The sequence below is a fragment of the Prauserella halophila genome (assembly GCF_024171895.1).
Lineage (GTDB): Bacteria > Actinomycetota > Actinomycetes > Mycobacteriales > Pseudonocardiaceae > Prauserella > Prauserella halophila.
In genome coordinates this window covers 25,832-39,177 of record NZ_JAMTCQ010000012.1, presented here as the reverse complement: position 1 = coordinate 39,177, position 13,346 = coordinate 25,832, and the positions used below count along the sequence as shown (strand labels likewise).

Below are 13,346 nucleotides of genomic sequence, written 5' to 3'. Positions count from 1 at the left end.
CCCGGACACGACGGGTCGTCATCAACGTGCGCACACAGGGCAAGTGTTCCACAGCCCACCGCACTCCATCTGTCACCCAACAGAGTGATTCGAACAAAGGTTTGACCGCACCTCGACACGTCTGTACCGTAGGCCGCTCGACGAACCGAGGGGGATCGATGGAGATCACCGATGTCGTACACGCCTGGCGTCAGATCGGCCGGGCACAGGCGGCGTACCTGCGAGCACTCGCCGAGTTTTCGGCGGAACACGAACACACCACCGATGTGACAGCGGAGCTGGCCCTCGCCAGAGGGGAGTCGGAACACGTTGTCCGGCGAGAACTCGAATGGGCCCACCAGCTGACATCATGCTTACCGCACACTTTGAACACACTCGCAAGCGGCGACATCGATCTACTCAAAGCATCGAAAGTGGCCTATCAGACAAAGCACCTGTCCAGCACAGACGCTACGCGCGTGGACCAGCTCGTCACGGAAAAACTCAGGGACCGCAGCGCCGACTCCATTCGCCGGACTGCCTACGACGCGGTACATCGGGTGGATCCCGGCGGCGCCGCAGCACGCGCACGCCAACGGCGAACGGAACGAAAGGTGGAACTGCGGCATCACGAAGACGCGATGGCCACGGTATCCGCATACCTTCCCGCGGAACGTGCAGCGGCCGTGTACGCACACGTCGACCGCGACGCACGGGCGACGCGCCGTCCCGACGACCAACGGACCACGGATCAGCTGCGTGCCGACGTGCTGGCCGACCAGCTACTGGCCGGCTGCTCCTGCGGGATACGCGGAGACGCTGATGATGCACCCCCACCGGTGAGAAATCCACGCAGAACGACGTCGGACAAGGCGCAGATCTACATCCACATCGACTTCGAAACGCTCACCACGATTCGCAACAACCCTGCGCATCTGTCCGGGCACGGGCCGATTCCCGCGGAAGTGGCCAGGGAAATCGCCTCCGACCCGAAATCCACATGGCGGAGAATCATCACCGACCCGAGGACCGGCGCACCATTGGACGTCGGCCGGGAGCGCTACCGACCGCCAGCAGTGACCGCGGAATACGTGAAGGTGCGAGACAGGGAATGCCGTTTCCCGGGATGCCACCGCCCTACCGAGTTCTCGGATCTCGACCATGTGCGCCCTCACGGCTGCAACGGGCCGACCTGCGCGGCAAACCTGATCGGGCTCTGTCGACGACACCACATCGTGAAGCACACCCCTGACTGGGTATTCGAGCTCGAGTCCGACGGGACCCTCCGCATTACTACCCCGGAGGGAACCATTCGCACCGGTAAGCCCGCCCACCTCGACACCCCTCCGAACGGCGGAAAGACCACTGATCGGAAACGCCGGCGGCGACGGGGAAATCGACGCAGCCGCAATCGAAATCGGAACGGACATCGCACCGCCGGTAACCGAACCGGCAGCGGACAGGGCGACGCTCACGGCACGTCGACCGTCACAAGTCCTCCATGAACGGAACGTCGATCATGGCCCGGTCACTGATCCACACTCGCAAGGCCTGCGTCGCGCGCACGTCGTCCTCGTTGTACTGGAGCAAGCGGGCACGCTGCTCGACATCGGGCTGCGCGCCGTCCATGCCGACAGCATCGCGATACCACCGCATCGACGCTTCGCCACCCGCTTCCGAATCGCGCCAGGCGAAGCCTGCCACCGGTGCGACGACCTTGAGGCCCTTGCCATGCGAGCACAGGAACTGATCGGACACACTCCGGAACAGGTCGACCCACTCGTCGGAGTCGACGAAGGCCCGTACTTGCGCTGCCGACGGCACACCCGGATACCCTGCGAACCGCTCCGCCGACGCGTACAGCCAGCGATTCTCGGCCAGAGCGTTATAGCAGTACGCCCGGAACCGCAAACCTGCGGAGGCGGTGCGTTCACGTACGTCTGTCAGCCACGCCCAGAACTCCGCAAACGACCGTGCCTCATCGTCCGTCGGCAGCGGCTCCCACGTGGCGAATCCGTGATAGCCGTGCTCCACGCCGATGTCGGCCCCGCCCAACAAGCAACCCCACAGATAGGCCCCGGAGTCGCCGAAGCTCTCCATGTCGATGTCGACCTCGACGTCGCCACGCGGCACGGTCACATCGCGGATACGCCGCACCATCGTCAGGTCGGCGAGCCACGCCTTCGCCAGCGATACGGCGTCCGAGAACGACACGCCCGTCCACTGGATCGGCGGTTCGTCATGACTATCGAGTGCGGCGAGCTTGTCCACCGTCGCGATGCCGGCACGACGCAACTCCATCGCATCCTCGCCTCGCACCACCAGGCTGACATCGCGGACCCGCGTGAGCTCCGCTTCGCACGTCGGCCACCACGGACAACCCTTGCATTCCAGGACACGCGACGGCTCGGCCAACGGCTCGTCACCCGCGGCCGCAGCACGCGCCACGGCGAGGCGGTCGGCGAAACGACTGTCGTATTCCCCCAGCGCGGTCCGCCCGCCCGGCCACGTGCCGGCCTCGAGGTCATGCCACAACACCACATCGGCATCGAGCCCGATCACGCCACCGATCGCGCGGTCCGGTTCGGCGAAACCTGCCGCCTGAAGAAGCCGATAGGTGTGAGCGAGCCGGAGCTGATCGCGCGGGTGGGACCGCACCTTCCGGCCCGGGTCGGTGGAGGCGTTGGCCGGGTCGAGGTCCGTCAACTCCGTCGTCCGAGCACCCTCCCCGGAGTCTGTGATGCGGTGACGCACGACAAGTACCGGCACGTACCCGTCGACGGAGCGGACGAGCAGCTGGATGCCACCACGACGCCCGGCTTCCCGGTCCCGGGGCAGCAACGCGCCCCAGATGTATCGGGCGCCCTCCTCCAGGGCAGTGAGAGTGAGTCCTGCACGTTCCGCGGGGGAAAGGTCGGCGGGGACAACGGTCCATGCTGCATCTGGATCGTCGGCCGAGCCCGCTCCGGCCTCCAGGTCTTCGCCGTCGTCGACCGGAGTGACGGCCGCCTGCAACCGCTCCGACACCTCGCTCCGGTGTGCTTCCGCGTCGGCGATCCGCTGCTCGGAGCTGGGGTCCGGGGGTGCGAGCCGGGTCCCGGCCATAGCGGGGTCGTTGTCGAGGTGCACCCGTCGGCGACACCGCGTGACCACGCCCGCGTCGAGTAACACCTCGTCAACCATGGTCTTCACTTTATGAGAAGGCCCCGACACTCCCGGAGGCGACGTGCTCTCAGCCCATCATGACCAGTAAGTTCTGGCCATACTGTCAACATGAGCGTGGTGCGCCGGGGGTCCCGACACGCCCACTTAACGACCGGAACCGGAGGCGAGGAACGGCGATGGCCCGCACATCCCGCAAGAATGGCGCCGACGACACGTTGTCCGAGGCCTCGGCGTCCTCGACGTTCCTGGAAACCTCGGAATCCCCGGAGCCGCAGTCCACGGAATCGTCGGAGCTCGGATCGGCGGAGTCCGAGGTCGCAACGCCATCGGTGACGAAGACCGCGAAGACGTCGAAGAAGGCCGGGAAGGCAGCGAAGAAGGCCGCCAACTCCGACGAGCACGCATCGGGTCTGACGCCGCAGAAGGCCAAGAACGCGGTCAAGGTGGCGAAGATCGTCATCCCCGCGGTCGGGCCTGCGCTGGTGCCCTTGGCCGTGCGCGCCGCCGGCACGGTCCGCGAAGCGTACGACCGTTACCAGGCACGCAAGATCGGCGTCCCCGTCGAGCAGCTGTCCGAGTACAGCGGCCACGGCGGCGGGCTGCTCGCCCGCATCGCCGGCGCGGCGGACGGTTTGAGAGAGCTGCGGCGGGCACCGCATGTCACTGACGACGACGTCTCGTTCGCCCAGCACGCACAAGGCACGCTCGAGCAGCTCACGGCCTCCGTGCGCGCCGCCGAGCACATGCCGTCGACTCGGAGGAAGGCCGCACACAAGGCCATCTCCTCGGAGCTCGACACCCTCGAATCCGAGCTGCTGCGCCGACTCGGCGTGGCGTGACCGCGGCTCCTCGGGATCGCGCCGCCGTCGAAACGTACACCGGCGGCTCCGGCATCGACGACCGGACAGGGCACGATCCGGGCGGCCGATAGGCTGACGGCGTGCGCACACGAACGCCGTCCGGACGCGTCGTCCCGGCCGTCCGCGGCGTCCTACTGGCAGTGACCTCGGCGGCACTGTCCGTGACCGCACACGGTGCCGCAGGCGGCGGACTGCCCCATCCGGCGACGACGATCGTCGTGGCGTCACTCATCGGATGGGTTGCCACGGCGACCGCCCACCGGGCCCGAGGCATCCGCGGCATCCTGCTGTTCCTCGGGGCGGGACAGCTCGCCGCGCACACCCTGCTCACCACGTTGTCCGGCCACGGCGGCGAAGGACCCGCCATGATCGCCGGGCACGCATTGGCCACCGTGGTGACCGCGTACGTGCTCGCCCACGCCGAGGCCGTGCTCGCCGGCGTGACGACCACTGTCCGCGCGGTTCTGCCGGTAGCGGTGTGGCGGTGGCGCCCATACCGGCGGCCGCAACACGGCCCCGCCCACCCGCCACTCGCACTCCCCGACGCGGCGACAACCGTGGTCGACGTCCTCCTCCGCCGCGTGCACGGCCGCCGCGGCCCGCCCGTCCTCTCCTGACTGGACAGTTCGTCACCCCGCGCCGGAGAAAGCCGCGCGGGGCACCTCACCGCGCCGCATCGCGCCCTTACGGCTCCGCGGCGCGCAGCAGACCCATCAGGAGAAATCACCATGTCGACATCTCGTCCCACCCGCCGTACCCCGCGTTCCGGTCACCGGCTGCGCGCCCGCGGTGCCGCGCTCACCACGGCGCTCGGCGCCGCCCTCACGGCCGGTGCGGTCCTCGGCGCCCCGGCCGCATCCGCGCACGTCACCGCCAATGTCTACGGCGACGCACCCGAGAAGGGCGGTTACGGCGCGATCACCCTGCGCGTGCCGAACGAGGAGGAGCAGGCGGGCACCACGAAGCTCGAGATGACCGTCCCCGCGGAGTACGAGATCACCAGCGCACGGACCCAGCCGGTCGACGGCTGGACGTCCGAGGTCACCGCGAACGGCTCCGACGTCGTCACCAAGGTCACGTGGACGGCCTCGGACGGCGCGGGCATTCCGGCCGGGCTGGACTCGTACCAGGAGTTCGGCGTGCAGCTCGGCGCCTTGCCCGACAACATCGACGACATCATGCTGCCGACGAAACAGACCTACTCCGACGGCACGGTCTCCAACTGGAACCAGCCACAGTCCGGTGACGCCGAGCCGGAGAGCCCGGCACCGGTCGTCGCGCTCGCCGAACCGTCGGACGGTCACGGTGCGCACGCCACGCACGACGACAGTGAGGGCGCCCCGGGTGAGGCCGGTTCCGGCGAGCACGCTCACGCCGCCGAGGGCGGCACCGACGAAACGGCGCGGTGGCTCGGCGGCGCAGGCCTGCTGGTCGGCGCACTCGGCGTCGGCGTCGGCGCTGGCGCCACGCTGCGCGCCCGCAAGAACGGAAAGGCGGACTCGTGACCACAGGCATCACCCCTGGCAGGCGCCTGCGCGCTGCCGCACTGTCACTCGCCACGCTCGTCGCACTGCTGGTCATGGCGACGCCCGCGGCGGCACACAACCAGCTGATCGAATCGGACCCCGCCGACGGCGCATCGCTCGACGAGGCGCCCGAGCAGGTCACGCTGACGTTCAACCAGCCGGTACAGCAGGGCGCGGGCGAGGACGTCAACCAGATCGCCGTCACCGGTCCCGACGGAGGCCGATGGACAGCAGGGGACGTGCAGGTCGACGGAACGACCGTCACAGCGCCGCTGCACCCGCTCGGACCTGCCGGGGAGTACGTCATCGGGTTCCGCGTCCTCTCGGCCGACGGCCACCCGGTCAGCGAGGAGCTCCGGTTCACGCTGACCGGGCCCGGACCCGGCGACGACACTCCTCCGGGTGCGGAGAGTGCGAAGCCGTCCGCGCCGGCCGCCGACGACGCACGGTCCGGCGGTGACGACGATTCCGGCGGAATCCCCGTGTGGGTGTGGATCGTCGCCGCGGTCGTGCTTCTCGGCGCGGGCGTGACGGTCGCACTGCGCACCGGGTCCGACCGGTCGTGAGCCGCGCCGAGACCACCTCGCGACCGCGTCTCGAAACACTGGCCGGCCTGCTCGCCGCAGCGGTGGCGGGCGCGCTGGCCGGTTTTGCGGGCGCGGCAACGGGGCCCGTCCGCGGCATCGCGGCGGCCAACGAGGTGGTCTCGGCAGGCGTCCCGGTGGCACGGGCGGTGATGAACGTGGCCGCTGTCGTCACCGTCGGGCTGGCGCTGCTGCCGGTGCTGCTCGGAGGTGCACGGCCGAAGCTGACCCGCCCCGTGCTGGCTTCGGCACAGCCCACGGCGGTGGCGGCGGCGCTGTTGTGGGCGGTCGCAGCGGGTGCGGCGCTCGTGCTGCAGGCGGCGGAGTACCGCCCCTCCGGCGTCGACGTCGGCCGGTACGTCGCCGACGTCGCGGCGGGCAAGGCGCTGGTGCTGGTCGCCGTGCTGTCGTTCGGGCTCGCCGCGCTGACCGTCGTGGCGCTGCGCAGGCCGGACACCGTGCCCGCCGAAGTGCGCGTCGGCCTCGGGCTGTTCGCCTTGCTTCCGCTGCCCGTCACGGGGCACGCGACGGGGTGGTCGCTGCACGACTACGCGACGATCTCCGTCGAGCTGCACGTCCTCGCCGCCGTCACCTGGACCGGCGGGCTCGCCGCCGTGGCCGCCGTCGTGGGAACCAACCGGTCGCTGCTGGCCACGGCGCTGCCCCGGTTCTCGACGCTCGCGACGGTGTGTCTGGCCTGCGTCGCCGTGACCGGGGTGTTCAACGCGGTCGTGGAGCTCGGCCGGCACCCGGAGCTGTCGTTGCCCGCGGCGGTGTTCGGCACGGCGTACGGCGTGCTCGTGGTGGTGAAGGTCGCGTGCCTGGCGGGTGCCGCCGCGCTGGGTGCACACCTGCGGGCGAAGCTGCTCCCGCAGGTGCTGCGCCACCGGCGGACGGCACTGGCCACGTGGGCAACGATCGAGCTGGCGATCCTCGGCCTGGCGTTCGGCTTCGCGGTCGCCCTCGGCCGAACGCCCGTCGGCTGAGCGGCACGTCCGTCACCCGCGTCGACGCCGACGGCGATCGGCCCCACCGAAATGTCGACGAAAAACACCGCCATCCGGACCAAACGCCGAACGGTTGGTTTCTGTCGTTGAACGACGGGCGATCGTCACCCTGAGCGGTAACGCATCCACCGGTGGTTCAGGTTTCCGGCCCGAAGGTCGGCGATCCGGCGATGCGCCTCTCGCCGCACGCCGGGGGAACGCTCGGCCGTGGGCAGCACACTCGTCGCCAGTTTGAGTTCCCGCATGCCGCGCAGCACGTCGAACCCTTCCCAGGCCGTGACGTCGAAGCCGTACCGCCTGGCGACCGCAGCCTGCCGCGAGGGCGAGTCACCGAATCGCTCACGGCCCACGGCCACCGGCACCAGGTCCCATTCCGGCGGCCCCGCACACGCCGAGTCGAAGTCGCACAGCACCGGGCCGCCGGAGCCGACGATGACGTTGCCGACGTGCGCATCGCCGTGAATCAACGTCCTGGCCAGCGGAAACTCGAGTTCGGCTGCTTTCGTTTCGAGCTCGTCGCACCGGTCGAGCAGGAACGCGCGATCGGTGTCGGCCAGCTCCTCCGCCCCGGCCGCAACGCGGGCCCGCACGTCGTCGAGCGGGGCCCACTCGCCCGCGCCGTCGACGTCCGGCACCCCCGCGGAGTGCAGTGTGCGCAGCAGTTCAGCCAGCTCGGCGGGGGTCGCGCGCCTGCCGGTGTCGGGAATCCGCTCCCACACCGTCGCCAGCTGTTCGCCCACTCGCACCGGCTGGTCGATCTCGTCGGCGAGCCGCACCGCGGGCACGCCGTGCCGCTGCAGGTGACGCGCGAGCCGGACCACCTTGGGCGCTCGATGCCGCAGTGCGGGTGTGCCGACGATGCGCACGACGAGCGGCCGGTCGGCGAGCGCGTACACCGCGTTGTTCGTGAACCGCAGCAACGTGGCGCCACGGGGATCGGCCCCCAGCCGTGCACACACGGCCTCCAGGACGTTGTCGAGCGGACCGCCGACTAAGCGAAGAATGCGTTCATCCGTTCGACGAAGTCCCTGGCGTCCGGGTTGTTCGACCGGCGCGCTGCCTCCTTCTTCAGCGGTTGCATGCGCTGCTCGACGCGGGCGGACTTGAGCCCTTCGGCCGATTCGAGCGCCTTACCGCCGGTACGCACGCCCACGTCGATGTCGCCGTCGATCATGTGGTTCGTGGCGAGCATGCCCAGGTTGAACACCTTGCTGCGCGCCATGTCGTCGTTGTAGGCGTCGATGGCCCTGCTCAGCGCGGGGATCGCGTACTTGGTGTGCATCGGGTCGGCCGCCTGCGCCAGCTCCGTGTGCACGGTGCCGACCATCGCGTGGACGTCGGTCTCGGTGAAGAACTTGACCCACGACTCGGCGCCGGCCAGGTCGGCACGCGCGAACTCGTCCCGTGTCCTGCCCAGCAGTTTCACGGCTTGGTCGGAGTTGCCCATCATCGCGTACGCCCACGCCTCGTTGGCGCACAGCACGGCGACCGCCAGTTCCGAGCCCGATTCCTGCGCCGCGATCTGCCCCAGCTGGAACAGCTTCAGCGCGTCGTCCGGCGCTTCCTGGTGCAGGTACACGCGCCCCATGCGGTACAGGATGTTCGCGACCAGCGGGTGGTTCTCGCCCTGCTTCGCCAGGTTGAGTGCGTTCGCGAAGTGACCGCGGGCCGAGTCGATCAGCCCGGTGTCGAACGACGTCCAGCCGGCGAGGCTGTGCAGGTCGGCCAGCGCGATGAACAGCCGCGATCTGACCCCGTCGGTGGTGCTGGCCTGCATCATCTGCTGTCCCCAGGACAGCTGCGCCACGACGGCGTCGCGGCAGAACCCGCCGCCGTACTGGTAGTCGAGCGCACGCAAAGCCCTGGTGGCGGCTTCGACCTGCCGCACATCGGTGACTCCGATGCGACCCGGCGCGGGTGTCCTTGCGGGGCTCGCCGCCCAGGCCTCCGCCGACGATCCGAAGACCGCGGCGCCCATCGTGACCTGGGCCGCGTGCGCGAGGAACTTCCGCCGTTTCACGGACTCGTCCTCCTCAGCCTGCTGCTCGCCGGAGGTTCCGGCGACCTGAATCTCGGTGGCCTCGTCGTATGCGAGACCCATGTATCCACGGGGAATACCCAGACCGGCGGCGATCCTGGCGAGCACGTCGTAGGCCATGACCTGACGGCCTTTCAGGATCTCCGAGACCTCGGACTGTGACTGGCCGGTCATCGCAGCGATCTGGCGTTGCGACACACCGTGTTTGCGCAGTTGGCGATAGACCTCACTGACATCGCGCACGGAGAGCGCGTCGCGCATCTCGTCGCCTTCCCAGACCTCCGGGTCCAGCCGGCTGGGCACGAGGTCGGACGAGTCCTCGTTCGTGCCTCCCGAGATACGGGCGATCGCCGTGTTGTCGGTGGTGTCCATGCGCCCCTCCACAGTCCTTCCGGGCGTCGTCAGCAGCGTAGGCACTTCACATTGAACCGCGCGAAACCCGATTTGTGACCCCTGATCGGCTCTGCCGAACTTCGTCGACCGCTTAACGGCCAGCTGTAGCCGGTCGCCGCTGTCCGGCCCACCGAGGCTTCTATCGGCGTTTCATTCATCGCAATCTAGTTCTCGGGATCGACGTGACCACCCGAACACGGTCAGCGATCACCCGGGAGATCCACCAGGACTCCCGCGGACGGCCCCAACGGCCGTACGGACCCTCCGCACCCGGGGTTCGTACGGACAGTCCAGGCAGGCGGGTGCGGAACGGACGGCGAAGCCGGAGCAGTACGGAGCCGGAGTACGGAGCCGGAGTACGAACCCGAACGGCATCACTGCCGGATCGAGTGCCCACCGGCCCACCGGCCCACCGCCCTCGACGAGCACGGAAACGGAGACGACGTGGAGATCGCATCCTCGGCCACCTCGCGTGGCACGTCGTCCCTGTCCGATGCCCGTCGGTCGGGCATGTCCCGACCGGGCACGGCTCCGTCCGCCTCACCGTTCCCGCCTGCCGCGGGTCCGGCCACTACCGCCGGCTCCCCGGCCGGGACTTCCGTCCCGGTCGCCCGGCAACACTTCTCCCCGGTCCCCACAGCCGACGCGCATGCGTCAGCGGCCCGCCGTGACGAGAACGGTCAGGTCGTCCGGCGCGTGCAGTGCGGCGATCCCATCGGCCGCGAACGCTGCATGACGGTGTACGTGGACGACGACGAAGTAGTGCTGGTCGGCCCGCCCGGTGAAGCGGCGCGGCTGACCAGCACCCAGCTCGGCCGGCTCACGGCCGCGCTCGGCGACGCCGCCGGACTGGCGGAAAGGTGACGGTGACCCCCTGTGGATAAAGTCCTCGGCCAGGTGCTCCGCAACGCGGTGTGGGAACGCCTCGACATGTTGTCCGACCTCGCAGGTCGCGCCGACGAGCCCTCGTTGGTGTCGGTCGCGCGTTCGGAGCTGCCCCGGCTGACCGATGGCTGGCGCGCGATGCTCCTCTCCCACGAACCCGACGACGGCGGCCACTGCCCCACGTGCTCCACCCGCTGGCGCCGGGTGAAGGCCCCGTGCACCGTGTGGCAAGTGGCGCACGAACATCTCGTGGCAGGCGGTCTGGCCCCCGAACAGCCGACCAAGCGGAAACTGCGCCGGAAGGTGCCGGCTCCCGCGTCGGCGACACACACGCCCGAGACGTCCCCGCGGCGCTCCGACGAGCCCGCACTCCCCGAACAAACGGGTCGGCATGCGTTGGTTGCACCGACGTCGGCCCGGCATGTCGCCACCGGAACCCCGACCCGGTAGCGGCATGCGAACAGGCGACGGGTTGCTGCCCGTCCCGGCCGGCGGCCGGCTCGTTCGTACCCCCGAGCGAGACGAGTCGGCTGCCGGCTTCCAACACGCCAGCCAGCTTGATTAATCGGAAGAACCGTCTTTCGTTTGCTACCGGAGACGGTGATCCGCAGTTAGGTTGGGGCAGTGACAGTGCGTTAACAAGTTCACAAGGAATTCCCGCGGATCAGCATCCGATTGACCCGGATGGATGAGACCCCCGGCCGCGGTGATAGCCCGCAGTAGATCCCCGCCTACGCAAGGGCCCCGATCCCCGCGGGCCGGTGCCGAAGATTCCCCTCCCCCCGACCGGCACCGGCCCGCGGTCCCACAAGTACGGAACCCACAAGTCCGGAATCCTGCTCCGGTATGCAGCTCCGGCGTGCAGCGCGCCGCCCGTTGCCATCCGGCACAGCGATCACTCGACCGTGGATGCATCACCTGCGCGTTAGAGTTCCCTACACAGAGTGAGGGAGCACCACGTGTCTGAGAGCCGTACCGACTTGCCACCACTACGTCGCAAACCCGTCCAGGAACGCAGCGCCAAGCGGGTCGAGCGCATGCTCGATGCCGCGGCCGAACTGCTGGCCGAAGAAGGGTATGACGCGCTCACCACGACGCTCGTCGCCAAACGCTCGGGCGTAGCGGTCGGGTCCCTCTACCAGTTCTTCCCCGACAAACGCGCGATCGTGCAGGCACTGACCCACCGGAACCTCGAACGGTTCCTCGGTGCCGTCGACGAACGGTTCCGCGGCGTCGACCACCAGAGCTGGTGGGAGATCGTCGACTCCCTGCTCGACATCTATCTGCAGATGCACCGCGAAGTACCGGGCTTTGCGCGAGTGCACTTCGGCGACGCCGTCGACGTGCAACTCCTCGACGAGGAACGCACCAACAACGGCGTCATCACCGACTCGCTGGCCGGCCTCGTCGCGAACCACGTTCAGCTCGCCCGCGACGAGGTGAACCTGCCGATATCCATCGCAGTCGAAGCGGCCGACTCGTTGCTGAAACTCGCATTCCGCACCGACCCCGAGGGTGATCCGCGGGTCGTCGCCGAGACCAAAGCCCTCATCAAGACCTACCTGGCGAGCCGCTTCGGCGACTGACTCCCCCACAACTGCAACGCGGCCGCGCGGTGTTGCGGAAGTGCAACGCGTCAGCCGAAGGACTTCGCCTCGCCGCGGTAGGTGGGAGCCGTGCGCTCGATCCGCGAGCCGCGGACCAGGTGGTACTCCGGGAAGCGTTCGGCGAGCTCGCCCGCCTTGGCGTGCCTGAACCACACGCGGTCTCCCGGCCCGAGATCCCGCGCAGCCGTGCCTGTCACCGGTGTCTGCACCTCACCGGCACCTTCGACACCGAGCAGCCGCAACCCGGCAGGCGCCACGGGCGCAGGCAGCCGCGACGGTGCCGCCTTCCCGGACGCGACGTAGCCACCCGCGAACACGGTGACGATGTCCCGCGCAGGCCTGCGCACGACGGGCAGCGCGAACAACGCTGCGGGCGCGGGGCTGAACCGCGTGTAGGAGTCGAACAGCCCCGGCCCCAGCAAGCCGGATCCCGCGGCGAGTTCCGTGACCGACGGGTCGGCGGCGGTGGATTCGATACTGCCGGTGCCGCCGCCGTTGACGAACTCCAGGTCGGCGACACGACGCACCGCGGCGACCGCCTCCCCTCGGCGCTGCGCGAGCTCGGCGGCCGAACGGCGTTGCACCCACCGCACGATGCGCGCTTCGAGGCCGCGGCCGCCGTCGGGAACGCCCGCGATCTGTCCCTCGTACGCCATCATGCCGACCAGGCGGAACCCGCGGCGTTCGGCGATCCGCGACGCGAGCTGCTGCGCCGAGCGGGGGCGGAACACCGGCGAACGGCGCGTCCCGACGTGGAGTCGCGGGACGGGGCGCCACGAGGCGTCGAGGTCGAGGGCGACGCGAAACTCGGGATGAGCACCCCAGCCGTCTGCACCCCGGCCCCCGGCGCCGAGCGCGGCGTCGATCGCATCGAGGTGTTCCGTCGAGTCGACCATGATCGTGATGGCGGCGCGGGCCGCATCGTCGGTGGCCAGGGTGCGCAGGGCAGCGTGATCGACGGTCGGGTAGGCCACCACGAGGTCGCTGCTCACGCCACAGCGATACAGCCACAGCGCCTCGGGCAGCGAGTAGCACAGCAGACCGGCGTAACCGGGGATCGTGAGCGTGCGCTCCAGCAACGCCCTGCAGCGCACGGACTTGCTGGCCACGCGGATCGGCACGCCGCCGGCACGTCGCGTGAGGTCACGCGCGTTGGCGTCGAACGCGTCAAGATCAACGACCGCCAAAGGTGGGTCGAGATCCTGGGTCGCGGCGTCGTACGCTGCAGCGTTCACGGTGCTCACGGCTACTACCGTACGCCAGACAGCTTGAAACGCGAAATGTATTCACATATTCTGTCGA

At 69.3% G+C, this 13,346-nt stretch carries 13 protein-coding genes; 9 read left to right on the top strand and 4 right to left on the bottom strand.

Features of this window, described 5'->3' with window-relative positions:
• The first annotated feature begins 158 nt into the window (after positions 1–158).
• Positions 159–1,484 (top strand): HNH endonuclease signature motif containing protein, encoded by a 1,326-nt coding sequence (locus tag LY41_RS17355; protein ID WP_253865103.1) that lies wholly within the window; start codon positions 159–161, stop codon positions 1,482–1,484.
• On the opposite strand, the gene LY41_RS17350 is transcribed toward LY41_RS17355, so the two are convergent.
• Positions 1,468–3,162, bottom strand: coding sequence for a TM0106 family RecB-like putative nuclease (locus LY41_RS17350; protein ID WP_253865102.1), 1,695 nt, complete (start codon positions 3,160–3,162; stop codon positions 1,468–1,470). The two genes, LY41_RS17355 and LY41_RS17350, sit on opposite strands and share 17 nt — an antisense overlap.
• 311 nt (positions 3,163–3,473) lie before the next feature.
• On the opposite strand from LY41_RS17350, the gene LY41_RS17345 reads away from it, so the two are divergent.
• The 5 genes from LY41_RS17345 (at position 3,474) to LY41_RS17325 (ending at position 7,100) form a co-directional block, all read left to right on the top strand.
• On the top strand, positions 3,474–3,983 hold the full coding sequence (locus tag LY41_RS17345; protein WP_253865542.1) for a DUF6474 family protein: 510 nt from the start codon (positions 3,474–3,476) through the stop codon (positions 3,981–3,983).
• A gap of 101 nt (positions 3,984–4,084) precedes the next feature.
• Positions 4,085–4,621, top strand: a complete 537-nt coding sequence (locus LY41_RS17340) for a hypothetical protein (RefSeq protein ID WP_253865101.1) — start codon at positions 4,085–4,087, stop codon at positions 4,619–4,621.
• 111 nt (positions 4,622–4,732) lie between these two features.
• Positions 4,733–5,509 carry a YcnI family copper-binding membrane protein gene (locus LY41_RS17335; RefSeq protein ID WP_253865100.1) on the top strand — a complete coding sequence of 259 codons (777 nt, stop codon included), beginning with the start codon at positions 4,733–4,735 and terminating at the stop codon, positions 5,507–5,509.
• Between the two features lie 74 nt (positions 5,510–5,583).
• Positions 5,584–6,096, top strand: coding sequence for a copper resistance CopC family protein (locus LY41_RS17330; protein ID WP_253865541.1), 513 nt, complete (start codon positions 5,584–5,586; stop codon positions 6,094–6,096).
• Positions 6,093–7,100, top strand: a complete 1,008-nt coding sequence (locus LY41_RS17325) for a CopD family protein (RefSeq protein WP_253865099.1) — start codon at positions 6,093–6,095, stop codon at positions 7,098–7,100. The genes LY41_RS17330 and LY41_RS17325 overlap by 4 nt, the downstream gene beginning before the upstream one ends.
• Before the next feature lie 125 nt (positions 7,101–7,225).
• Here LY41_RS17325 and LY41_RS17320 read toward each other — a convergent pair whose 3' ends face one another.
• Both LY41_RS17320 and LY41_RS17315 read right to left on the bottom strand, forming a co-directional pair.
• Positions 7,226–8,080, bottom strand: a complete 855-nt coding sequence (locus LY41_RS17320; RefSeq protein WP_253865098.1) for an aminoglycoside phosphotransferase family protein — start codon at positions 8,078–8,080, stop codon at positions 7,226–7,228.
• A gap of 32 nt (positions 8,081–8,112) precedes the next feature.
• The gene (locus LY41_RS17315; RefSeq protein WP_372493309.1) at positions 8,113–9,531 is read right to left on the bottom strand and encodes an NsdA family TPR-like regulatory protein; all 1,419 of its coding nucleotides are present in this window, start codon (positions 9,529–9,531) and stop codon (positions 8,113–8,115) included.
• Positions 9,532–10,062: 531 nt separating this feature from the next.
• Here LY41_RS17315 and LY41_RS17310 point away from each other — a divergent pair.
• The 3 genes from LY41_RS17310 to LY41_RS17300 all read left to right on the top strand — a co-directional run bounded on the left by LY41_RS17310 (position 10,063) and on the right by LY41_RS17300 (position 12,023).
• Complete coding sequence (locus tag LY41_RS17310) at positions 10,063–10,416, top strand: hypothetical protein (RefSeq protein ID WP_253865537.1); 354 nt, start codon at positions 10,063–10,065, stop codon at positions 10,414–10,416.
• Between the two features lie 12 nt (positions 10,417–10,428).
• Positions 10,429–10,887: a hypothetical protein gene (locus LY41_RS17305; protein ID WP_253865097.1), complete on the top strand. Its 459-nt coding sequence runs from the start codon at positions 10,429–10,431 to the stop codon at positions 10,885–10,887.
• 509 nt (positions 10,888–11,396) lie between these two features.
• Positions 11,397–12,023 (top strand): TetR/AcrR family transcriptional regulator, encoded by a 627-nt coding sequence (locus tag LY41_RS17300; RefSeq protein WP_253865096.1) that lies wholly within the window; start codon positions 11,397–11,399, stop codon positions 12,021–12,023.
• A 50-nt stretch (positions 12,024–12,073) separates the two neighbouring features.
• Here the strand turns inward: LY41_RS17300 and LY41_RS17295 are convergent, their stop codons facing one another.
• Positions 12,074–13,288 (bottom strand): amino acid deaminase/aldolase, encoded by a 1,215-nt coding sequence (locus LY41_RS17295; protein WP_253865095.1) that lies wholly within the window; start codon positions 13,286–13,288, stop codon positions 12,074–12,076.
• Positions 13,289–13,346 lie beyond the last annotated feature (58 nt).